This is a genomic window from Streptomyces sp. NPDC052040 (assembly GCF_044548405.1).
Taxonomy (GTDB): Bacteria; Actinomycetota; Actinomycetes; order Streptomycetales; family Streptomycetaceae; genus Streptomyces.
Genome location: NZ_JBIUBV010000010.1, coordinates 135,839 through 157,737, shown reverse-complemented (window position 1 = coordinate 157,737; position 21,899 = coordinate 135,839). Strand labels below are relative to the sequence as shown.

The window sequence follows — 21,899 nt, the reverse complement described above, 5'->3', positions numbered from 1 at the left end:
CCCAAGCCACCGCCTGCCGAGGAGGCATGGTCACATGAGCACAGCTCCCCGCCGGGAACCCCCCGCCCTTCCTCCGGTCTACCTCCCGAGCGACATCGCCGAGGCGCTCCATTGCTCGGAGTGGTGGGTGAAGGAGCAGGCACGGAGGGGACGCATCCCCTTCAGTAAGCCCGGAGGCAGCTACCGGTTCACGGCCGAGCACTTCGCAGAGATCATGCACATCTTCGAGAGCCGTCCCACCGAGAGCCGGAGCACCACTGTCCCACCCCCTCAAGCGCCGCGCCGACCGGCGACCACAACGACGACGCCTGTCTCGTCCCTGAAGCCGAGGACCCCGCGCAGGGCGCGAGACAGCCAGTCCCGTTCCAGCGCAGCCTGATCACGGGTGCCGCCCGGTCCTTCAGCCGGGCGGCATACCCATCTATATAGGAGAGCAAGTTGGGCTATGCCGAGAACCTCGGTAGCTACTGGCGCGGCCGGTACAAGCTCGCGCCCGGCAAGTACGCCACTGTCCGAGATGCAGACGGTGAGGCCATCCGCTTCCGAACTAAGGCAGCGGCAAAGAAGGCGGCGGACGCTGAAGAGGCGAAGTTGCTCGCCGGTACGAAGAGGGTGCCCCCGGAGAGGATCACGTTCGGCGCCTACGTGAATCGGTGGTACGCCGCACAGGATTTAGCGGCGTCCACCATGCAGAACTACCGGCGGCACATCGAGGAGCACTTGCTCCCCGCATTCGGCGATTTCGCTGTCACCGACATCCTCAACACCGACATCGCCGCTTGGGAGAAGCGCGAGCGTGCCGTTCCTTATGCGGCTGCCAGCGTCAAGACATGGCGGGCAACGCTGCACCTGATCCTTGCCGACGCCGTTGACGAGGGGCTGCGCGATTCCAACCCGGCAACGAAGCGACGCGGACGAGGGAAGCGCGCCGGTCGCTCACGCAACCGCGGCCCGGAGAAGGCGGTCACGTCGGCTCTCGGCATTCTGCTGCTTGCCGAGCGGATGGCGTTGCTGTCTGGCCGCGACGATGAGTTCGTTGCCTGCATCATCAAGGGCTACACAGGCATGCGGTGGGGCGAGATCGTTGGTCTTGAAACCGAGTTCGTCCGGCCGGAGAGCATTCGCGTGGAGTGGCAGCTCTACGAGCTGGACACCGGCGAACTGCACCGTTGCCCGCCCAAGGACGACTCCTACCGGGACATCGACACTCCAATTTTCCTGAACGCACTGCTTGCGGGCCACCTCGCCCGGGCGCAACCGAAGCCGTGCGGGTGCCACGGACTGACCTACGTCTTCCGCGGCCACGGGACCGCCAACGGCTCTGCAAGCCGCCCGGGAGCGAAGCTGGCTGACGTGGCTCGCCGCGCTGGAGTCTCGACTGGCACCGTTTCCAACGTCCTCAACCGCCCGGACGCTGTCGCGGAACCGACTCGGCTGAAGGTGCTGGAGGCCATCAACGAACTCGGGTACGTCCGTAACGCGGGATCAGGGGAGTTGGCTGCACACTGGCGACGCTCCGGTTTCGCTACTTGGCTCTTTCGACCGGCCGCCACGGGGCGGTACTCCGGGCGTGGCAACCAGGAACAGCACCCGGTGCCGGTGGTCGCCGAGCCGTGGCCCGGGATTCCGGCACGCGGGCGAGGAGCCTCCAAGCGGGCTGAGGCATGCTGGCTGCCGATCGCGCCGGGGCTGACACCACACGGGCTGCGCCACACTCACAAGACGCTCATGAGAGAGGTGGGCACCCCGCCGAAGCTTATGGACGAGCGGATGGGCCATGAGGACGGCTCGGTCCAGTCCCGCTATGACCACATCACGCGCGGGATGCGGCAGGCGTTGATGGTCGCGCTCACGGGGATGTGGGAGGAAGCGTTGGACGCGCGCCGGGCGATGAGTCCTCGCTCGCCCGTGGCTTCCCTGGACGTGTTGCTGAAGGCTCGCCAGTAGGGCACGGTCCGGCCACGGATTTCAAGATCTTCTCCAGGATTTCTCCAGAGAGCCCCTCAGAAACAGGTCAGGCCCGGTGCTGACTCCTCAGCACCGGGCCTGACCTGGTGTTTCTCTGTCGGGGTGGCGGGATTTGAACCCACGACCTCTTCGTCCCGAACGAAGCGCGCTGCCAAGCTGCGCCACACCCCGATGTCGCTGCTGTCGCGGCGACGTCGTTTACTTTAGCCCACCGGCGGCTGGAGACGAAATCCGGTTTTGGTGCTCCGGCGGGTGGGGTCCGGGCGGAAGCGGTCGGTGATGACCATGAGGAGGGCCAGGGCGAAGAAGGCGACGCCGAGGAGGAGGGCGTTGGCCAGGACGCTTCTGTAGCCGAGGCGGGCCGCGTCCAGGAAGGGGTAGAGGTAGCGGTCCGGGGTGGCCGGGGGGAGGCGGTCGCCGCGGACCAGGCAGAAGATCAGGTAGGCCATGGGGTACAGCAGCCACTTCCTTGCGTCCCGCACCCGCAGCGGGGCCGGGCTCGTCAGGGCGAGCCAGTCGAACAGGGCTGCGAGCGGGATCAAGGTGTGCAGGATCTGGTTGGCCAGGGACTGCCAGCCGGCGGGGGTGCCGGGCTGGCCGGTCATGGTGAAGGGGCCCGGTTCGTTCACCAGGAGGACGTGGTAGACGAGGCCCGCGATCAGGGCGTAGAAGACGGCTCCGCCGGTGATCAGTGCGGGGAGCGGGCGCAGGGCCGTGCGGGCTCGCCAGCCGGAGAGGGCGAAGACGAGCGCGAGCAGCAGGTCGGCCTGGATCGTGAAGTAGCTCAGCACGCGTGCCGGGCTGCCGAGGTGCAGGTCCACGGCGACCGCGGCGGTGGCCGTCAGGGCCACCAGCAGGCGGTAGGTGCCCACCCTCGGGCGGTGTACGGGGCTGAGCACGGCGGCGGCGGGGACGATGGAACGCGGCAGTGCCGGTATGCCCGGCACCGCGGGGAGGTCCGGGATGTCCTTGGGTATCGGCCCGATCATGCCCTCACGCTAAGCAGGACGGGCGGGGCGGGCGATGTGGGTGGACCGGGTGGGTTACGGGCTCCGGTCTGAGGGCTCCGGCTGGGCTCCCCGGCCGGGCTCCGGCGTTCGGGGCGGGAGCCCGGCTTTCGGGGTGGAGTGCCGCCGCCGTTTCTTCGTCAGCCGTTGGCCGTCGGGGTCACTGGTCCTTGGCCGTCAGGGTCAGCAGTGTCGCCTCCGGGGGGCATGCGAACCGTACCGGGGTGTAGCGGTTGGTGCCGCAGCCCGCGGAGACGTGCAGATACGAGGTGTTTCCCTCCGCCGTGTGGCGGGACAGGCCCTTCACCCGGTCGGTGTCCAGGTCGCAGTTGGTGACCAGGGCGCCGTAGAAGGGGACGCACAGCTGGCCGCCATGGGTGTGGCCCGCGAGGACCAGCGGATAGCCGTCCGCCGTGAAGGCGTCCAGGGACCGCAGATAGGGCGCGTGCACCACGCCCATCGAGAAGTCCGCCGAGGCGGAGGGTCCGCCCGCCACCCGGGCGTAACGGTCGCGCTTGATGTGCGGGTCGTCCAGGCCGGTCAGCTCGATCTCCAGGCCGTCGACCTTCAGCGTCCCCCGGGTGTTGGTCAGATTCACCCAGCCCGCCGTGTCGAAGCCGTCCCGCAGGTCCTCCCAGGGGTTGTGGATGGCTCCGACCACGGGCGGATTGCCGTTCAGACCGTGGCTGCCGCGCACCTTCTCCACCAGATAGCGGCCGGGGTTGCGGAGCCTGGGGCCGTAGTAGTCGTTCGACCCGAAGACATACGCGCCCGGGAACTCCATCAGGGGGCCCAGCGCGTCCAGCACCTCCGGCACGCCCTCGGGGTCGGAGAGGTTGTCCCCGGTGTTGATCACGAAGTCGGGGCGGAGCCCCGCCAGGGAGCGCAGCCAGCGCTGTTTCTTCCGCTGGCCGCTCACCATGTGGATGTCGGAGACCTGGAGCACGCGCAGCGGACGGGTCCCCGGCGGCAGCACCGGGACCGTCACCCGTCGCAGCCGGAAGGAACGGACCTCGAAGCCGGCCGAGTACAGCAGTCCGGCGGCGGCAACCGCCGTGATTCCCAGGGGCACTCCGTATCGCGCGCGCATACGACCATCGTGTCAGAAGCCCGGTGGGTCGTGCGCCGCCTGTGGACAACCATGATCCGCCGCACGCACCCCGGGTACCCGGGGTGCGTTCGCGTGGTGCCCGCGCCACGGCAAGATCCCCCGCCGCCCCCTCCCCGGCCCAGGAACACTCCCCGCCCCACCGGAAATCATGGGGCGCCAAGCGCCGTGCACCTGCGACAATCAGAGTCATGACCACGCTCAAGTCGAAGCTCAAGGAAGACCTCAACGCCGCGATCAAGGAGCGCGACGAGCTGCGCTCCTCGACGCTCCGGCTGACGCTCGCCGCGATCACCAAGGAGGAGGTCGCGGGCACGGAGAAGCGCGAGCTCTCCGACGACGAGGTCACCAAGGTGATCACCCGCGAGGCGAAGAAGCGCCGTGAGGCCGCCGATGCCTTCGCGCAGGGCGGGCGGGCCGAGCAGGCCGAGCGGGAGAAGGCGGAGGGCGTGGTGCTCGCCGCGTACCTGCCCAAGCAGCTGTCCGACGACGAGCTGAGGCAGATCGTCGCCCAGGCCGTCGAGGAGGCGAAGGCGGCGGGCGCCGAGGGCCCCCGCGCCATGGGTCAGGTCATGAAGATCGTGAATCCGAAGGTCGCGGGCCTGGCCGAGGGCGGGCGCGTCGCCTCCGTGGTCAAGCAGCTTCTCGCGGGCGGCTGACCGGCCCGCGTCGTGTCCGGCGCCTACGACGACGGGGGCGCCCCTCACTGAGAGGGGCGCCCCCGTCGTCGTACAGGAGATGGCCGCACACGAGGCAGCGGGGCGGGTCAGCCCCGCTGGCCGCCGTTGCCGTGTCCGTTCCTGCCGCCGCCCTTGCCCGGGTTTCCGCCCTGCGGGAGGGCGGGGGAGGGGTTGCCGGCGGTGGTACCGGTCGTGGTGCCGTTGGGGCCGCCTCCGGCTCCGCCGTTGTCCGGGCCGCCGAACAGTCCCCCGATCAGGCCGCCGTCGTCCTGACCGCCGTCGTCCTGGCCCCCGTGGTCGCGACCGTGGTGGTCGTGGTCGTTGCCGTCCCCGTCGTCGTTGCCGTCCCCCTCGTCGCTGTTGCCTTCGGGGATGTCCACGAGGTTGAAGTCCTGGACCGGCCTGCCCGACAGCGCGCCCGTCATCATGTCGCGCCAGATCGGGCCGGGGACCTGACCGCCGTAGACCTTGGCGTAGGGGGTGCCGCCGATGGTGATGTTGTTCATCTGCCGCTTGTGGGCCGGGTCGCCGACCCAGACCGCGCCCGCCATGTTCGGCGTGTAGCCGACGAACCAGGCCGCGTAGCGGAAGTCCGTCGTACCGGTCTTGCCCGCGCTGGGGCGGCTGCCGAGGCCGGCCTGGGTGCCCGTGCCGTCCTCGACCACGCCCTTGAGGATCGTGTTGATCGTGTCCGCGGTGGTCTGCGACATCGCGCGCGAGCACGCCGACTTCGGGACGGGCAGCGACTTCTTCTGGTTGCCCACGGTCTGGGTGATCGACTCGATGGCGACCGGGGTGCAGTACGTGCCCCGGTCGGCGAACGTCGCGTAGGCGCTCGCCATCGTCAGCGGAGACATCTCCTGGGTGCCGAGGGCGATCGAGGGCGCCTGGTCGAGCGCGCGTCCGTCGGCGCGGTTCACGCCCATCTTCTTGGCCATGTTCACGACCGGGCAGATACCGATGTCGCCGATCAGCTGCACGTAGTAGGTGTTGACCGACTTGGCGGTCGCCTCCTTCATGCCGTAAGGGCCGTGCTCCGACTCGTTCTCATTGGTGACCTGCGAGTTCTCCGTGTTCACCCAGTTCTTGCCGCAGGTCGAGACCGGGCTCGGGTAGTCCATCTCGTACGGGGAGGGGTACTCCTGGTCGGGCGGTGTGCCGCCCTCGATGGCGGCGGCGGCCACGATCGGCTTGAACGTCGAACCGGGCTGGTAGCCCGCGCCGCCGCCCATGGACTGGTCCACCGAGAGGTTGATCTGTGTCTCGTCCTTGCCGAAGCCGTACGGGCGGGACTGGCCCATCGCCAGGATCCGGCCGGTGCCGGGCTCGACGATGGTCGCGGCCGTGGCCACCTCGTCGCTCTTGTAGACATGGTCCTGGACCGATGTCTGCACCGACTCCTGGGACTGCGGGTCCAGCGTCGTGCGGATCGTCAGACCGCCGCGGTTCCAGACCTTCGCCCGGTCGGTCCTGGACTTGCCGAACACCGGGTCGTTCAGGAAGACCTCGCGGACGTAGTCGCAGAAGAAGCCCGCGCCCCGAACCGCGGTGATGCAGCCGTTCTTCGGCTCGCTCACCTTCAGCCCCAGGGGGGTGTTCTTGGCCCGGTCGGCCTCGGCCTGGGAGATGTCGTGCACCTCGGCCATGCGCTGGAGCACCACATTGCGCCGCTTCTTGGCCTCGGCCTCGTCGTTCACCGGGTCGTACCGGGTGGGGGACTGGACGAGGCCCGCGAGGAGCGCGGACTCCGGGAGGGTGAGGTCCTTGGCGTGCTTGGAGAAGTAGCGCTCGGAGGCCGCCTCCACGCCGTAGGCCTGCTGACCGAAGAATGTGATGTTCAGATAGTTTTCGAGGATTTTCTTCTTGCCGAGCTTCTCCTCGATCTGGATCGCGTACTTCAGTTCGCGGACCTTGCGGCCGAGGGTCTGCTGAGTGGCCTGGGCGACCTTCGTCGGGTCGTCGCCGGCCTCCTCCACGAAGTAGTTCTTCACCAGCTGCTGGGTGAGCGTGGAGGCGCCCTGGGCGACTCCTCCGCTCTGCGCGTTCTGGTTCAGCGCGCGCAGCACGCCCTTCAGATCGATCGCGCCGTGCTGGTAGAACCGCGAGTCCTCGATCGCGACAATCGCCTTCTGCATGTACGGCGAGATGTCCTTGAGGTCCACCACCGTGCGGTCGCGGGAGTAGACCGTGGCGATCTGGCCGCCCTCGTTGTCCAGGATGGTGGTGCGCTGGCTCAGCTGGGGGCTCTGGAGGTTGGACGGGATGTCGTCGAATCCCTGGACCGATCCCTTGGCCGCGAGCCCGAGCGCGCCCGCTGCGGGCAGCGCGATGCCGGCCATCACCGCCCCCGCGAGCACACTCACTCCGAGGAACTTGGCGGCCTGCTGCACGGGGGACACTCCCCCGCCCGAGCGCTTCTTTGGCATGAGGGAAGCCTACGTTCTGATTCGCCGGACACGCGTCTAGGCCTTGGCCTAAGCTGCTCTCAACTGTCACAGCAGCAGGGCCATGTATCAAGTACGTCCGGCGACCCCGAATCGTTCCGGTGTTCTCCCGTCTTTCCGTCGGGTGCGTGTCCGAAACCGCCTTCTGTGTCATGAGGCGTCCGTTGTGACGCAACTGAACTGTGCTGGTTTGCCCGGCAGGTCGCATATGTCGTCAGCTCACTCCCCCGGGTGATCTGCCGCTTACCCATAGTCCGTTCGGACCATTCAAGATTGGGCCCGCTGGGGGTGTTGCCCTCTGCCCATCTTCCGTAGCGTCCTCAACTGGCGGCGGTGAATATGCCGCTGCCGCCGTGGGGGAGCCTCGATTCGGGAGAGGACGGCGCCGGTATGGGCTGGGTAACCGACTGGAGTGCGCAGGCGGCCTGCCGCACTACCGATCCGGATGAACTGTTCGTTCAGGGAGCAGCGCAGAACAGGGCCAAGGCGGTGTGCACCGGATGTCCGGTACGCACGGAATGCCTGGCTGACGCGCTGGACAATCGCGTCGAATTCGGCGTATGGGGTGGGATGACGGAGCGGGAGCGCCGCGCGCTGCTGCGCAGGCGGCCGACCGTCACCTCGTGGCGGCGCCTGCTGGAGACCGCCCGTACGGAGTACGAGCGTGGAGCGGGTCTGCTGCCCCTCGACGAGGAAGAGGTGTACGAGAACTACGCGGCGGTGGGCTGAGGTCGAACTGGTGGCTGACGTTGAAGCAATGGCTTATGTCGAAGCAATGACTCACGTCGAACCGGTGACCGAGGCTGAGCCGGTGGGCTAGGCCGAACCGGTGGTCGAGGCTGGGTCGGCCGGCTGAGCGCGGCTGCTGCGGTATGCGGGCGACCCGGGGGCAGGGCAGGCACCCGGGAGCCCTTACGTGCGCCCTCAAGCCCTGGCCGGACCTGACCTGACTCTGAGCGTGTTCCGAACGGTTGGCCGATTGGCACCGGTTGGCTGATCGGTCAGTTGGGTGCCCAGTTGAGTGCGAGGCCGTGCCCTACGCCTGCTCCGGCCGGTTGGCCGCGAGGCGGTCGCCGATGTCCCGTAGTCCGACGAGGTCGTGGACATCGCCGGGGAGTGCCGCCACCTCCGCCACGGCCACCTCGGGGTGACGGGCGGTGAAACGGTCCCGCGTGCGCTGCTCACGGGAGAGCAGCTGCATACGTTCCGCATGCAGCCGAAGAAGAGCCGCAGTCAGCTGCTCGATGCTCCGGTCCTGGTCCACGGGGGCGGGGGAGCCTGGGTCGGGGGCCGGTGCCTCGGATGCAGGGGATTCTGAACTGCCGTACGTGTCGGGAGAGTTACGAAAAACAGCTTTCCCGTCCTGCTGATCGACAATGCGGGGATCTTCAAGATTTTCGGCGGCCGCGAGCGCCCGCTCGGCCGACAGCTGGTCCGCGCCGCTGCCGTGCACCCGGTTGAGGACCAGCCCCGCCAGCGGCATCCTCTCGGCGGCCAGGCGCTGCACGAAGTACGCCGCCTCGCGCAGGGCGTCCCGCTCCGGAGCCGCCACCACCAGGAACGCCGTACCGGGTGCCTGGAGCAGCTTGTACGTGGCGTCCGCGCGGGTGCGGAAGCCGCCGAACATGGTGTCCATGGCGGCCACGAACGTCTGGACGTCCTTCAGGAGCTGACCCCCGAGCAGCTTGCCCAGGACGCCGGTCATCATCGACATCCCGACGTTCAGGAACTTCATCCCCGCGCGGCCGCCGACCTTCGCCGGGGCCATCAGAACCCGGATCAGCTTCCCGTCCAGGAAAGACCCGAGCCGCTTGGGCGCGTCCAGGAAGTCCAGCGCCGAGCGCGAGGGCGGTGTGTCGACGACGATGAGGTCCCATTCGTCCCGCGCGCGCAGCTGCCCCAGCTTCTCCATCGCCATGTACTCCTGCGTGCCCGCGAAGCCCGCAGAGAGCGACTGGTAGAAGGGGTTGCCCAGGATCGCCGCCGCCCGGTCGGGATCCGCGTGCGCCTCGACGATCTCGTCGAAGGTGCGCTTCATGTCGAGCATCATGGCGTGCAGTTCGCCGCCCCCGGCGTCCTCGATGCCCTTCACCCGCCGGGGGCTGTTGTCCAGCGCGTCGATGCCCATCGACTGGGCCAGCCGACGGGCCGGGTCGATGGTGAGCACGACCACCTTGCGGCCGCGCTCGGCCGCGCGCAGGCCCAGGGCCGCCGCGGTGGTCGTCTTGCCGACACCGCCGGAACCGCAGCACACCACAATGCGGGTGGCCGGGTCGTCGAGCAGCCGGTCGATCTCCAGCACGGGCACATGCTTCAAGGCGCGTACGGAGGCCGGGTCGGGGGTGGTGGACTGCTCGGTGGCGGGGGCCTTGGCGGCCTCTTCGTCGTGCACGGGGGCCGAGTCCTGACTCATGAGATCCCTTGCTGACGCAGTTCCGTGGCCAGTTCGTACAGGCCCGCCAGGTCCATGCCCTCGGCGAGCAGCGGCAGTTCGTGCAGGGGCAGGCCGAGGTCCGTGAGCACGGCGCGCTGCTCGCGTTCCAGGGCGAAGCGCTCCGCGTACTCGTCGGCCTGCTGGAGCAGCGGGTCCACCAGCCGCTCCGCGAGCCCGCCGCGGCGCGCGCCGCCGAGGCCGGCCCCCGACAGGGCCTTGGCCAGGGCGGTCCGCGGCGTGGTGTGCGCGAGGTCCAGCTCCGACTCGTCCAGGACCGCGGGCCGCACCATGTTCACCATGACCCGGCCCACCGGCAGACGGGCGGCGCGCAGCTCGGTGATGCCGTCCGCGGTCTCCTGGACCGGCATCTCCTCCAGGAGCGTCACCAGGTGCACGGCCGTCTCCGGGGACTTCAGCACCCGCATCACCGCCTGGGCCTGATTGTGTATCGGGCCGATCTTGGCGAGGCCCGCCACCTCGTCGTTCACATTCAGGAAGCGGGTGATGCGTCCGGTGGGGGGCGCGTCCATCACCACGTAGTCGTAGACGAACCGGCCGCTCCTGTCCTTCCGGCGGACGGCCTCGCACGCCTTGCCCGTGAGGAGTACGTCTCTCAGGCCGGGCGCGATGGTGGTGGCGAAGTCGATCGCGCCGAGCTTCTTCAGGGCCCGGCCCGCCCCGCCCAGCTTGTAGAACATCTGGAGGTAGTCCAGCAGGGCCAACTCGGGGTCGATGGCCAGTGCGTGGACCTCGCCGCCGCCCGGGGCCACGGCGATCTTGCGCTCCTCGTACGGAAGCGCTTCTGTCTCGAAGAGTTGTGCGATGCCTTGTCTGCCTTCGACCTCGACGAGGAGGGTGCGCCGGCCCTCCGTCGCGAGGGCGAGCGCGAGTGCAGCGGCGACCGTGGTCTTTCCGGTCCCGCCCTTGCCGCTGACGACCTGGAGCCTGCTCACGTCTTCGAGCCTAACCAGTTCCCGCGCGGGCTACGCGGGAGGCTGTGGACAACGAGCGTCACAGTCGGCCGCACGCGGGGCCGTCGCGGGGCCCCGGTCGGCCGCGTACCCCGCTCGCCACAGCGGCTACAGTCGGCCCATGACCAAGTGGGAATACGCAACCGTGCCGCTGCTCGTCCATGCCACGAAGCAGATTCTGGACACCTGGGGCGAGGACGGCTGGGAGCTTGTCCAGGTCGTGCCCGGGCCGAACAACCCCGAGCAGCTGGTGGCCTACCTGAAGCGGGAGAAGCAGGCATGAGCGCCGTGGAGTCCAGGATCGCCGAACTCGGGCTGACCCTTCCGGATGTGGTGCCTCCGCTGGCGTCCTACCAGCCCGCCGTGCAGTCCGGCGTGTACGTGTACACCTCCGGTCAGCTGCCGATGGTGGAGGGCAAGCTTCCGGTGACCGGCAAGGTCGGCGCCGAGGTCACCGCCGAGGAGGCCAAGGACCTGGCCCGGATCTGCGCGCTGAACGCGCTCGCCGCGGTCAAGTCCGTCGCGGGCGACCTGGACCGCATCGCACGCGTGGTGAAGGTCGTGGGCTTCGTGGCGTCGGCCGCGGACTTCACCGGCCAGCCGGGTGTCGTCAACGGCGCCAGCGAACTGCTGGGCGAGGTCCTCGGCGACAAGGGCGTGCACGCCCGCAGCGCGGTCGGCGTGGCGGTCCTCCCGCTGGACGCACCGGTCGAGGTGGAGATCCAGGTGGAGCTGACCGAGGCGTGAGGCGCGGTCCGGCTGACGCCGGTCCCTCGGACGTCGCTGTCGCCGAGCTGTCTGCCGGGCGCTGATCCGCCTGCCGGGCGCTGATCCGTATCCGGGCGGCTGAGTCTGCCGGGCCGCTGAAGCCGCCGGGCGGCTGAACTCGCCGGCCCCGTGAGGCTGCCGGGCGGTTGAGCCTGCCTGGCGGGCGCTGGCCCCACTTGCCCGTCGCTGGTCCGGTCGTCCGGGCGCTGGTCCGCTCGTCCGGATGCCGGCCCCGCCCGCTGGGCGCTGATCCGCCTCCGGGTATCGGCCCGATGCCGGGTGCGTACGCCGTCCGGCCGCCCGTTTCCGGCCTTTTCCGGGGGCGGCCGACGGCGGGTCGCGGCTCCCGGAGCAGTGCCTTGGGCGGCGGTCGTACGTCCGGTGGGGTGTCTTCGGCGGTGGCGGTGCACCTGGTGGGGTGTCTTCGGCGGTGGCCGTGCGCCCGGTGTGTGCCTTCAGCGGTGGCCGTACGCCCGGTGTGATGCCTCCGGCAATGGCGGTACGCCCGGTGGGGTGCACGCCGCCTGGGCGCGCCGCCCGTCTGCTGCGTGAGGCCGCTGCTGACCGTCCGTCCGCGGCCCGAGGCAGCCCGTCCGTGGCTCGGAGCAGGCGGGCACGGACGAGGGTGGCGGCGCGTCGGCGGCGTAGATCACCCTCTCGAACATCCGCGCAGTTAGGGATAGCCTCCGCCCATGGCGAATGGGCAGTGGTTTCCACCGGAGTGGCCGTCACGGATCCGCGCGTTCGCAGAGGGCACGCTCGTTCCGGTCGCCCCCAAGCGCGCGGCCACCGTCATGCTCCTGAAGGACACCGACGGCGCCCCCGCCGTGCACATGCTGCGCAGACGCGCCTCCATGGCCTTCGCCGGAGGCGCGTACGCCTATCCGGGCGGCGGTGTCGACCCGCGCGACCACGACCTCCGGATCGACTGGGCGGGCCCCTCGCGCGCCTGGTGGGCGGAGCGCCTCGGCGTCGACGAGACGGGCGCCCAGGCCATCGTCTGCGCCGCCGTTCGGGAGACGTACGAGGAGGCCGGGGTCCTGCTCGCGGGACCCACCCCGCAGACGGTCGTAGGAGACACCACGGGCGCCGACTGGGAGGCGGACCGGGCGGCCCTGGTCGCCCGGGACCTGTCCTTCGCCGAGTTCCTCGGCCGCCGGGGACTGGTGCTGCGCTCCGACCTGCTCGGCGCGTGGACCCGCTGGATCACCCCCGAGTTCGAGCCGCGGCGCTACGACACCTGGTTCTTCGTGGCCGCCCTCCCCGAGGGGCAGCGCACCCGCAACGCCTCCACGGAGGCCGACCGCACGGTGTGGATCCGCCCCCGCGACGCTGCCGCCTCGTACGACAGGGGGGAACTGCTGATGATGCCCCCCACCGTCGCGACCCTGCGCCAGCTGGTGCCGTACGCCACCGCCGCCGAGGCGCTGAAGGCCGCGCCCGCGCGCGATCTGAACCCGGTGCTGGCCAGGGCCCGCCTGGAGGACGGCCAGGTCGTCCTGGTCTGGCCCGGCCACGACGAGTTCACCCAGCACATCCCCGCGGGCGGAGAACCCGCATGACCCCCGCGACGGAAGGTTTCCCCGCATGACGGATGCCGCAGCACTCCCCGGTCAGCCGCGTGGCGGGGTCCTCTCCGGTCCCGCGACCGAGCGGACCGTGAACGTCCTCGCGCCCAACCCGTCGGCGATGACCCTGGACGGCACCAACACCTGGATAGTCGCCGAGCCGGACTCCGATCTGGCGGTGGTGGTCGATCCCGGCCCGCTCGACGAGGGCCATCTGCGCCGGGTGATCGAAACGGCGGAGGAGTCGGGCCGACGGGTCGCGCTCACCCTGCTCACCCACGGCCACGCGGACCATTCGGAGGGTGCCGCGCGGTTCGCCGAGCTGACCGGCAGCGCGGTGCGCGCCCTGGACCCGGCGCTGCGGCTCGGGGACGAGGGGCTCGGACACGGGGACGTGATCACGGTGGGCGGCCTCGAACTGCGCGTCATCCCGACGCCCGGCCACACCGCCGACTCCCTGTGCTTCCACCTCCCGGCCGACCGGGCCGTCCTGACCGGGGACACCGTGCTGGGCCGCGGTACGACGGTCGTGGCGCACCCGGACGGCCGTCTGGGGGACTATCTGGACTCGCTGCGCCGTCTGCGGTCGCTCACCGTCGACGACGGCGTCCACACCGTGCTTCCCGGCCACGGGCCCGTCCTGGAGGACGCCCAGGGCGCCGTGGAGTACTACCTCGCCCATCGGGCCCATCGCCTCGCCCAGGTGGAGACGGCGGTCGAGGACGGCCACCGCACGCCCGCCGAGGTCGTGGCCCAGGTGTACGCGGATGTGGACCGCGCGCTGTGGCCTGCGGCCGAGCTGTCGGTGCGGGCCCAGCTGGACTACCTCGGGGAGCACGGGCTCATCTGAGGCCGGGATCGGGATGACGACAAGAGGCCCCGTCTCCTCGTCGGAGAACGGGGCCCAGTCGTAACGGTCCGGACCAGCGCAGTGGCCCGGTCAGGCGTCAGTGGAACCGGCTGTCACCGGAACCGGCCGTCGGTAGAACCGGCCGTCGGCGGAACCGGCCGTCGGCGGAACCGGCCGTCAGCGGGAGCGCTTGGCCAGTCGCTCCACGTCCAGCAGGATCACCGCGCGCGCCTCCAGACGGAGCCAGCCGCGCCCGGCGAAGTCCGCCAGCGCCTTGTTGACCGTCTCGCGGGACGCGCCGACCAGCTGGGCCAGCTCCTCCTGCGTCAGGTCGTGCACCACGTGGATGCCCTCCTCGGACTGCACGCCGAACCGGCGCGACAGGTCCAGCAGGGCCCGCGCCACACGGCCGGGTACGTCCGAGAAGACCAGGTCGGACATCTGGTCGTTGGTCTTGCGCAGGCGCCGGGCAACGGCGCGCAGCAGGGCCGCGGCCACCTCGGGGCGTGCGTTCAGCCACGGCTGGAGGTCGCCGTGGCCGAGGCCCAGCAGCTTGACCTCGGTCAGCGCGGTGGCCGTAGCCGTGCGCGGGCCCGGGTCGAACAGCGACAGCTCGCCGATCAGCTCGCCGGGGCCGAGGACCGCGAGCATGTTCTCGCGGCCGTCGGGGGAGGTGCGGTGGAGCTTGACCTTCCCCTCCATGACCACGTACAGGCGGTCACCGGGGTCGCCCTCGTGGAACAGCGAGTCGCCGCGCGCGAGGGTCACCTCACTCATGGAGGCGCGGAGCTCCGCGGCCTGCTCGTCATCGAGCGCCGCGAAGAGCGGGGCGCGCCGCAGAACGTCGTCCACGAGTTCTCTCCTTGTCGACCTGCTCAGGGGATCTTGCTCCCCCGCTTACCAGGGGACCGTGTTCCCCATTTTGCCGGACGGTCCAAACAGTGTGATCTGTCACAAGGATGCCGCACTGGTGTGCCGGGGGATGCGGCAGGGGTCCAATCGGGGGCTGATCCGCCTGCTCCGGGGCGGATGTCGGTGCCGGGCCTTAGGCTGGCCGGGTGTCCAAATCGCCGGTGAGAGCACAGGCCAAGGGGGCTGGGCGGGTGGTTGTACGTCGAGATTCCGCCGTGGGCGAACAGGATCCCACGGGCGGGAGGAAAACGGCAAAGCGCGGGAAATCGGCTGCGCCGAAGCAGACGTCGGCGAGGACACCGGCCAGCAAGACCGCCAGTAAGACTGCCGGCAAGACCGCCGACAAGGCTGCTAGCAGGACTGCCGGCAAGACCGCTGGACAGAAGACCGCTGCCGGGACAACGGGCACGCGCACCACCGCGAAGACGTCTCCCGCCCAGAAGGCCCCCACCGCCAAGCCCACCAAACCCCCCAGAAAACCGGCGCACGCCGAAGTCGTCACCGAGAAGGGCACCGTCCCCGTCGTGAATGTGGCTCCTGCCAAAACCGTCGCCTCCAAGCCTCCGGGGAACGAGAGCCGGACCACCCTCGTCCGCCGGGCCCGCCGGATCAACCGCGAGCTCGCCGAGGTGTATCCGTACGCCCACCCCGAACTGGACTTCGAGAACCCGTTCCAGCTGATCGTCGCGACGGTCCTGTCCGCGCAGACCACCGACCTGCGGGTGAACCAGACCACCCCCGGCCTCTTCGCCAGGTACCCGACCCCCGAGGACCTCGCGGCGGCCAACCCCGAGGAGGTCGAGGAGATCCTGCGGCCGACGGGCTTCTTCCGGGCCAAGACCAAGTCGGTGATAGGGCTTTCCAAGGCGCTGGTGGAGGACTTCGGCGGTGAGGTGCCGGGCCGTCTGGAGGACCTCGTCAAACTGCCGGGCGTCGGCCGCAAGACGGCCTTCGTGGTGCTGGGCAACGCCTTCGGCCGTCCCGGCATCACCGTAGATACGCACTTCCAGCGGCTCGTCCGCCGCTGGCAGTGGACCGCAGAGACGGACCCGGACAAGATCGAGGCGGCCGTCGGCTCGCTCTTCCCGAAGAGCGACTGGACGATGCTCTCGCACCATGTGATCTTCCATGGGCGTCGGATCTGCCACGCCCGCAAACCGGCCTGCGGTGCCTGCCCCATCGCCCCGCTCTGTCCGGCGTACGGCGAGGGCGAGACCGATCCGGAGAAGGCCAGGAAGCTGCTGAAGTACGAGAAGGGCGGCCTTCCGGGGCAGCGTCTGAAGCCGCCGCAGGCCTATCTGGACGCGGGCGGCATTCCGGCCCCGCCGCTGAGGGCCGGATGACGGACGTCCGGGGCGCGGGGAGCGCCCCGTCACCGGGGCAGGCCCCGACGGGAACAAGCTCCGTGGGGAACAAGCCCGACGGGACACCCACACGGGGGACGCGCGGAACGAATCGCGGCCCCGCGGGCGTTGGACGGGCAGAACGGGGGTGGCGATGACGCACGTAAGCGATACGGACCACATGAGCGACACGGACGGCGAGCGGCTGGGGCTGAGCACCGAGGGTCTGCCCGGCTGGCTCGACCCGGTCATACGGGTCACCAGGACCGTCGAGCCGCTCCAGCTCAGCCGTTTCCTGCCGCCGGAGGACGGCGCGGGGCGCCAGTCGGCCGTGCTGGTCCTCTTCGGCGAGGGCGACCGCGGTCCGGAGCTGCTGCTGATGGAGCGTGCCGGATCGCTGCGCTCGCACGCCGGGCAGCCCTCCTTTCCCGGCGGTGCGCTCGATCCCCAGGACGGCGATCCGAAGGCCGACGGGCCGCTGCGGGCCGCCCTGCGCGAGGCCGAGGAGGAGACCGGGCTCGACCCGGCCGGAGTCCAGCTCTTCGGCGTGCTCCCCCGGCTCTACATCCCGGTGAGCGGCTTCGTCGTGACGCCCGTCCTGGGCTGGTGGCACAGCAGAAGCCCGGTGGGGGTCGTCGATCCGAACGAGACGGCGCGGGTCTTCACCGTCCCCGTGGCAGATCTCACGGACCCGGCCAACAGAGCCACCGCGGTGCACCCGAGCGGCCACCAGGGTCCGGCATTCCTGGTCGAATCATCCCTTGTCTGGGGTTTCACCGCAGGAGTCATCGACCGCCTGCTGCACTACGCGGGCTGGGAGCGCCCCTGGGACCGGGAGAAGCAGGTCCCGCTCGACTGGCGCTCATGACAAGGTTGCCTCCGTGCTGTGGTCCTACGGGGGACGCCGTGCCCCGCTGCCGCCGCGCGACAGGCCGGTCCGCCGGCCGGACGACGGCGACCGGAAAGCGATGAGGCGAGGCTTGAAGCAGTGAACGTGCTGGACATCCTGTTGCTGGTCGCCGCCGTGTGGTTCGCGATCGTCGGCTACCGCCAGGGCTTCGTCGTCGGCATCCTCTCGGTGATCGGCTTCCTGGGCGGCGGTCTGGCCGCGGTCTATCTGCTCCCGGTCGTCTGGGACGGCGTCACCGACGACGCCAAGGTGAGTACGACCGCCGCGGTGGTCGCCGTCGTAGTGGTGATCGTCTGCGCCTCCGTCGGCCAGGCCCTGACCACCCATCTGGGCAACAAGCTGCGCCGGTACATCACCTGGTCCCCGGCCCGCGCCCTGGACGCCACCGGCGGCGCCCTCGTCAATGTGGTGGCGATGCTCCTGGTCGCCTGGCTGATCGGGTCCGCGCTCGCCGGTACGACGCTGCCGACGCTCGGCAAAGAGGTCCGCGGCTCCAAGGTGCTGCTCGGGGTCTCCCGGGCCTTGCCCACGCAGGCGGACACCTGGTTCGCGGACTTCTCCTCGGTGCTCGCGCAGAACGGCTACCCGCAGGTCTTCAGCCCCTTCGCCAACGAGCCCATCACCGAGGTCAGGCCGCCGGACCCGGCCCTGGCGAGCAGCCCGGTCGCCGCCCACGCACGGCGCTCCATCGTCAAGGTCGTGGGCACCGCGGAGAGCTGCGGAAAGGTCCTGGAGGGCACCGGCTTCGTGTTCGGCGACCGCCGGGTGATGACCAACGCGCATGTGGTCGGCGGCGTCGACGAGCCCACCGTCCAGGTGGGCGGCGAGGGCCGTAGGCACAACGCGAAGGTCGTGCTCTACGACTGGCGGCGCGACATCGCCGTACTCGACGTCCCCGACCTGCGGGCGCCCGCGCTGCGGTTCGCTGCCTCGGACGCCCGCGGGGGCGCCGGCGCGATCGTGGCGGGCTTCCCGGAGAACGGGTCGTACAACATCCAGCCCGCGCGGGTCCGGGGCCGCATCACGGCCAACGGCCCGGACATCTACCACCGCGGCACGGTGCGCCGCGATGTGTACTCGCTGTACGCGACGGTCCGCCAGGGGAACTCCGGCGGCCCGCTGCTGACACCCGACGGCAAGGTCTACGGGGTGGTCTTCGCCAAGTCCCTCGACGACGCCGAAACCGGGTACGCGCTCACCGCGGACGAGATCCAGCACGACATCGCCACGGGGCGTACGGCGAACCAGCAGGTGGACAGCGACAACTGCGCGCTGTAGAGCCGCGGGGCGGAGCGGACCGCTTCCGGGACCGGACGGTCAGCCGCGCGGGTGACGCAGCCGCACCGAGACCCAGCGGGCCCGGCGGCGCAGAATGTGCGGGATCCCCACGCGGGGGTCCGTGCCCTGCAACTGCGGAGCGCCCCTGACGTGGGAGCCCGGCGCGGCGGCCGAGCGTCGGTCGCGCGCTGCGTCACTGTAGTCGTGCGTCCAGCCCATACCCCGACGTCTGCCCCCACCCCATGGTCGATAACCGCCCCGGGGGCGCCCAATTGGCCTATGCGGCAGGCATGTGGCCGGTTGTGGAACAGCCGTTCGCCTCCGGGCGCGAGCCGCGTACGGACCGTCACCGAACGGGCTCGGCGGCCGGGTTCCGCGGGGCGGAGGATCAGCGGTCGGGTTCCGGGTCCTTGAGCCAGTTGATGAGCTCGGCGGAGAAGGACACCGGATCCTCCTCGTGCGGGAAGTGCCCCAGCCCGTCGAACAGCCGCCAGCGGTACGGCGCCTCGACATACTGGCCCGAACCCGCCGCGCTCCGGGTGCGCATGACGGGGTCGAGCGAACCGTGCAGATGCAGCGTCGGGACCCGGACGGGCCGCTTCATCCGCCGGTTGAACTGGATTCCGTCGGGCCGCGCCAGGGAGCGCACCATCCAGCGGTACGGCTCGACCGAGCAATGCGCCGTCGACGGGATGCACATGGCGCGCCGGTAGGCCTCCACGGCCTCGTCCTCCGGCAGTCGCGGCCCCGACCAGTCCCGGATGAGCCGGGCGACCAGGGCGCCGTCGTCGGCGGTCAGCCGTCGCTCGGGGATCCAGGGCCGTTGGAAGCCCCAGATGTAGGAACTCGCGGCCGTCTGCCGGACGTCACTGAGCATCGCCGAGCGCCAGCGCCGCGGGTGCGGCATCGAGGACACGACGAGCCGCCGCACCAGCTTGGGGCGCATGGCGGCCGCGGTCCAGGCCAGATAGCCGCCCAGATCATGGCCGACGAGGGCCGCGTCGGGCTCGCCCAGGGAGCGGACGACCCCGGTGATGTCGAGCGCCAGGTTCGCCGGGTCGTAGCCGCGCGGTGTGCGGTCACTGCCGCCGACCCCGCGCAGGTCCATCGCCACGGCACGGAAGCCCGCATCGGCCAGCGCCACCAGCTGGTGCCGCCAGGTCCACCAGAACTGCGGAAAGCCGTGCAGCAGCAGCACCAGCGGCCCGTCGCCCAGCTCCGCGATGTGGAAGCGGGCGCCGTTGGCCGCGACGTCCCGGTGGGTCACCTCTTTCCCTCCGGGTACGTCGAGCCGCACGACCGAGGTGGGTTGCGCCGAGTGGGTGGCCGGGTCCGTCATGAGGACGAGCGTGCCACAGCTTCGGCCGCCGTGCCGTTCGGGTGCGCGTCCCGCGGGTGCGGCTTGGCGTGTTGCAGGACGCCCGCGGACTCCTTCATCGACGCGGCCACCTTCTGCGGGCCCTTGCCCTTCTTGGCCTTCTTCGCGAACACCAGACCGATGAGCGCGAGGAATCCGGCGACCAGCACATTGGCGGCGAAGGAGAGCAGGAAGCAGAAGGCCAGATTCCAGCCGCTCCAGGTCCGGATCCCGTAGGCCAGTGCGAAGTTCAGCATGGGCAGGGAGAACAGCAGTACGGCGCCCGCGGCCGAGAACGCTCCTCCGCTCGTCGCGCCACGCTTGACGTCTCGTTTGAGCTGAGCCTTCGCCAGCGCGATCTCGTCGTGCACCAGGGCGGACATTTCGGTCGTCGCCGAGGCGAACAGCTGGCCGATGCTGCGTTCGGCACCGACCGGGCTGCCGTCGGGTGCGCTCATCGCGGTCTCCCTGCTCTCTGCGTGGCTACTCCGCGGACACCGCGGAGGCTTGTGGATGTGTCAGATCATGCCGGACGGCCGTTGCGTCCGCCTGCCCCGCCCGTCACTTCGGCAAGCGCGGCGGCCCGGTGTCAACTCGGCGACTCGTCCCGGGCCCCCGCCCGGGAGGCCGTTCCCGGTTCGGCGGCCGACTCGCGCCGGGCGGGTGTTCCGAGCCCGGCGGACGCGCCCTGCCCGTCAGGTGATCCGTACCCGTCAGGTCCGTACCCGTCAGGTCCGGGCTCGGCAGGCGTTCCGCGTCCGGCGGTCCCGAGTGCGGCGAGCCTGCGGTGTTCGGCGGCCTTGTGTTCGAGGATCTCCGCCATGCGCAGGTGGTAGGCCGGGTCGCCCTCCGCGTAGACATCGGGGATCCCGTCCATGTCGTCGTCGCGCTCCTCCTCGGCGCACAGGGCGCGGTACTTGGCGTTGCGGACCTTCAGCAGCGCCGTCGCGCACACGGCCGCGATCAGCGACCCGACGAGGACGGCGGCCTTGACCTGGTCCGCCAGCCCCGGATCGCCGTCGAAAGCGAGTTCGCCGATCAGCAGGGAGACGGTGAAGCCGATCCCGGCCAGGGAGGCGACGGCGAAGACATCGCCCCAGGCGAGGCCCTCACTGAGGGAGGCCCGGGTGAAACGGACCGTGAGCCAGGTTCCGCCGAAGATGCCGACCGTCTTGCCGACGACCAGACCCAGCACCACCCCGAGGGTCTCCGGCTGTGTGAAGACATTGCCCAGGGCCCCGCCCGAGACCGTGACCCCGGCGCTGAACAGGGCGAACAGCGGAACGGCGAGACCGGCCGACAGGGGCCGTACCAGATGCTCCAGGTGCTCGCCGGGGGAGCGCTCCTCGCCCTCGCGGCGGTGGCAGCGCAGCATGAGCCCCATGGCGACACCGGCGATGGTGGCGTGGACGCCGCTGTTGTACATCAGTCCCCAGATCACCAGCGCGAGGGGCACGTAGATGTACCAGCCGCGGACCCCCTTGCGCAGCAGCACCCAGAAGACGGCGAGACCGGCGAAGGCTCCTCCGAGGGCCGCGAAGTCCAGCTGGTCCGTGAAGAAGACCGCGATGATCAGGATGGCGAAGAGGTCGTCGACGACGGCGAGGGTGAGCAGAAAGGCACGCAGGGCGGACGGCAGCGAGGTGCCGATGACCGCGAGGACCGCGAGGGCGAAGGCGATGTCGGTGGCCGTGGGAACCGCCCACCCGGCGAACGATCCGCCCCCCGCGGCATTGGTGAAGGCATAGACGGCCGCGGGCGCCGCCATGCCGCAGAGCGCGGCGACCACGGGGAGCGCGGCCGCCCGGGGGTCCCGGAGATCACCGGCGACGAGTTCACGCTTGAGTTCGATGCCCGCGACGAAGAAGAAGATCGCGAGGAGCCCGTCGGCGGCCCAGTGCTGGGCCGACAGGTCCAGCCCCAGCGCCCCGGGCCCGAAGCGGAAGTGGCTCACGCTTTCGTAGCTGCTGTGCAGCGCGGGTATGTTCGCCCAGGCCAGCGCGGTGATCGCGGCCAGCAGGAGCAGTACGCCGCCGACCGTCTCGGTGCGCAGCGCGTTCGCGACAAAGGTTCGCTCGGGCAGGGAGAGCCGCCCGAAAAACGTGCGGTGTCGGGTGCGGGGCGCGGCCACGGTGAAAACCTCCGGTCGGGTACGGCAAACGGACCGCCGTCGCGCTGTCTCGCGGACGGCTCGCCGACCAGTCTTCCCGGCACACCCTGAGCTCCCCATTTTACCTGATCATTACGATCATGTGTTCGTCCGCCGTTTCGAGGGCCCGGCCCGGAACGCGCAGGGGCGCC

Annotated in this window: 20 protein-coding genes and 1 tRNA gene; 10 read left to right on the top strand and 11 right to left on the bottom strand. The window is 70.4% G+C overall.

Features of this window, described 5'->3' with window-relative positions; all coding sequences use genetic code 11:
* The first annotated feature begins 438 nt into the window (after positions 1-438).
* Positions 439-1,947 (top strand): LacI family DNA-binding transcriptional regulator, encoded by a 1,509-nt coding sequence (locus ACIHAA_RS21235; RefSeq protein WP_399819361.1) that lies wholly within the window; start codon positions 439-441, stop codon positions 1,945-1,947.
* Between the two features lie 118 nt (positions 1,948-2,065).
* Here ACIHAA_RS21235 and ACIHAA_RS21230 read toward each other — a convergent pair.
* The 3 genes from ACIHAA_RS21230 to ACIHAA_RS21220 form a co-directional block, all read right to left on the bottom strand.
* Positions 2,066-2,139, bottom strand: a tRNA-Pro gene (locus tag ACIHAA_RS21230).
* 32 nt (positions 2,140-2,171) lie between these two features.
* On the bottom strand, positions 2,172-2,957 hold the full coding sequence (locus ACIHAA_RS21225; protein WP_399819359.1) for a Pr6Pr family membrane protein: 786 nt from the start codon (positions 2,955-2,957) through the stop codon (positions 2,172-2,174).
* Between the two features lie 178 nt (positions 2,958-3,135).
* Positions 3,136-4,065 carry a metallophosphoesterase gene (locus ACIHAA_RS21220; RefSeq protein ID WP_399819357.1) on the bottom strand — a complete coding sequence of 310 codons (930 nt, stop codon included), beginning with the start codon at positions 4,063-4,065 and terminating at the stop codon, positions 3,136-3,138.
* A 209-nt stretch (positions 4,066-4,274) separates the two neighbouring features.
* Here ACIHAA_RS21220 and ACIHAA_RS21215 point away from each other — a divergent pair, with 209 nt between their 5' ends.
* Positions 4,275-4,742, top strand: coding sequence for a GatB/YqeY domain-containing protein (locus tag ACIHAA_RS21215; protein WP_399819355.1), 468 nt, complete (start codon positions 4,275-4,277; stop codon positions 4,740-4,742).
* Between the two features lie 107 nt (positions 4,743-4,849).
* Here the strand turns inward: ACIHAA_RS21215 and ACIHAA_RS21210 are convergent, their stop codons facing one another.
* The gene (locus ACIHAA_RS21210; RefSeq protein ID WP_399819353.1) at positions 4,850-7,189 is read right to left on the bottom strand and encodes a transglycosylase domain-containing protein; all 2,340 of its coding nucleotides are present in this window, start codon (positions 7,187-7,189) and stop codon (positions 4,850-4,852) included.
* Positions 7,190-7,597: 408 nt separating this feature from the next.
* Here ACIHAA_RS21210 and wblA point away from each other — a divergent pair, with 408 nt between their 5' ends.
* A complete protein-coding gene (wblA, locus tag ACIHAA_RS21205; protein WP_059133594.1) occupies positions 7,598-7,936 on the top strand; it encodes a transcriptional regulator WblA in 339 nt (112 codons plus the stop codon).
* A gap of 307 nt (positions 7,937-8,243) precedes the next feature.
* On the opposite strand, the gene ACIHAA_RS21200 is transcribed toward wblA, so the two are convergent.
* Positions 8,244-9,620 (bottom strand): ArsA family ATPase, encoded by a 1,377-nt coding sequence (locus tag ACIHAA_RS21200; RefSeq protein WP_399819351.1) that lies wholly within the window; start codon positions 9,618-9,620, stop codon positions 8,244-8,246.
* Positions 9,617-10,594 carry an ArsA family ATPase gene (locus ACIHAA_RS21195; RefSeq protein WP_399819349.1) on the bottom strand — a complete coding sequence of 326 codons (978 nt, stop codon included), beginning with the start codon at positions 10,592-10,594 and terminating at the stop codon, positions 9,617-9,619. Before ACIHAA_RS21195 ends, ACIHAA_RS21200 begins: the two co-directional genes overlap by 4 nt.
* A 139-nt stretch (positions 10,595-10,733) precedes the next feature.
* Between ACIHAA_RS21195 and ACIHAA_RS21190 the strand changes: the two genes are divergently transcribed.
* The 4 genes from ACIHAA_RS21190 to ACIHAA_RS21175 all read left to right on the top strand — a co-directional run bounded on the left by ACIHAA_RS21190 (position 10,734) and on the right by ACIHAA_RS21175 (position 13,798).
* Positions 10,734-10,895, top strand: a complete 162-nt coding sequence (locus tag ACIHAA_RS21190) for a DUF4177 domain-containing protein (protein ID WP_003975360.1) — start codon at positions 10,734-10,736, stop codon at positions 10,893-10,895.
* Positions 10,892-11,359, top strand: coding sequence for a RidA family protein (locus ACIHAA_RS21185; protein ID WP_399819347.1), 468 nt, complete (start codon positions 10,892-10,894; stop codon positions 11,357-11,359). The genes ACIHAA_RS21190 and ACIHAA_RS21185 overlap by 4 nt, the downstream gene beginning before the upstream one ends.
* Before the next feature lie 713 nt (positions 11,360-12,072).
* Positions 12,073-12,942 carry an NUDIX hydrolase gene (locus ACIHAA_RS21180; protein WP_399819345.1) on the top strand — a complete coding sequence of 290 codons (870 nt, stop codon included), beginning with the start codon at positions 12,073-12,075 and terminating at the stop codon, positions 12,940-12,942.
* Positions 12,943-12,967: 25 nt separating this feature from the next.
* Positions 12,968-13,798 (top strand): MBL fold metallo-hydrolase, encoded by an 831-nt coding sequence (locus ACIHAA_RS21175; protein ID WP_399819343.1) that lies wholly within the window; start codon positions 12,968-12,970, stop codon positions 13,796-13,798.
* 177 nt (positions 13,799-13,975) lie between these two features.
* On the opposite strand, the gene ACIHAA_RS21170 is transcribed toward ACIHAA_RS21175, so the two are convergent.
* Positions 13,976-14,650: a Crp/Fnr family transcriptional regulator gene (locus tag ACIHAA_RS21170; protein WP_030573597.1), complete on the bottom strand. Its 675-nt coding sequence runs from the start codon at positions 14,648-14,650 to the stop codon at positions 13,976-13,978.
* A 275-nt stretch (positions 14,651-14,925) separates the two neighbouring features.
* Here ACIHAA_RS21170 and nth point away from each other — a divergent pair, with 275 nt between their 5' ends.
* The 3 genes from nth (at position 14,926) to ACIHAA_RS21155 (ending at position 18,241) form a co-directional block, all read left to right on the top strand.
* Positions 14,926-16,053: an endonuclease III gene (gene nth / locus ACIHAA_RS21165; protein WP_399819341.1), complete on the top strand. Its 1,128-nt coding sequence runs from the start codon at positions 14,926-14,928 to the stop codon at positions 16,051-16,053.
* 154 nt (positions 16,054-16,207) lie between these two features.
* Positions 16,208-16,921 (top strand): NUDIX hydrolase, encoded by a 714-nt coding sequence (locus tag ACIHAA_RS21160; protein ID WP_399819338.1) that lies wholly within the window; start codon positions 16,208-16,210, stop codon positions 16,919-16,921.
* 120 nt (positions 16,922-17,041) lie between these two features.
* The gene (locus ACIHAA_RS21155; protein WP_399819336.1) at positions 17,042-18,241 is read left to right on the top strand and encodes a MarP family serine protease; all 1,200 of its coding nucleotides are present in this window, start codon (positions 17,042-17,044) and stop codon (positions 18,239-18,241) included.
* A gap of 39 nt (positions 18,242-18,280) precedes the next feature.
* Here the strand turns inward: ACIHAA_RS21155 and ACIHAA_RS21150 are convergent, their stop codons facing one another.
* From ACIHAA_RS21150 to nhaA, 4 genes are all read right to left on the bottom strand, one after another.
* The gene (locus ACIHAA_RS21150) at positions 18,281-18,460 is read right to left on the bottom strand and encodes a hypothetical protein (protein WP_399819333.1); all 180 of its coding nucleotides are present in this window, start codon (positions 18,458-18,460) and stop codon (positions 18,281-18,283) included.
* Between the two features lie 169 nt (positions 18,461-18,629).
* Entirely contained in the window at positions 18,630-19,580 is a 951-nt protein-coding gene (locus ACIHAA_RS21145) for an alpha/beta fold hydrolase (protein WP_399819331.1), read from the bottom strand.
* Positions 19,577-20,056 carry a phage holin family protein gene (locus ACIHAA_RS21140; RefSeq protein ID WP_399819329.1) on the bottom strand — a complete coding sequence of 160 codons (480 nt, stop codon included), beginning with the start codon at positions 20,054-20,056 and terminating at the stop codon, positions 19,577-19,579. The genes ACIHAA_RS21145 and ACIHAA_RS21140 overlap by 4 nt, the downstream gene beginning before the upstream one ends.
* Positions 20,057-20,187: 131 nt before the next feature.
* Positions 20,188-21,729 (bottom strand): Na+/H+ antiporter NhaA, encoded by a 1,542-nt coding sequence (gene nhaA / locus ACIHAA_RS21135; protein ID WP_399819327.1) that lies wholly within the window; start codon positions 21,727-21,729, stop codon positions 20,188-20,190.
* Positions 21,730-21,899 lie beyond the last annotated feature (170 nt).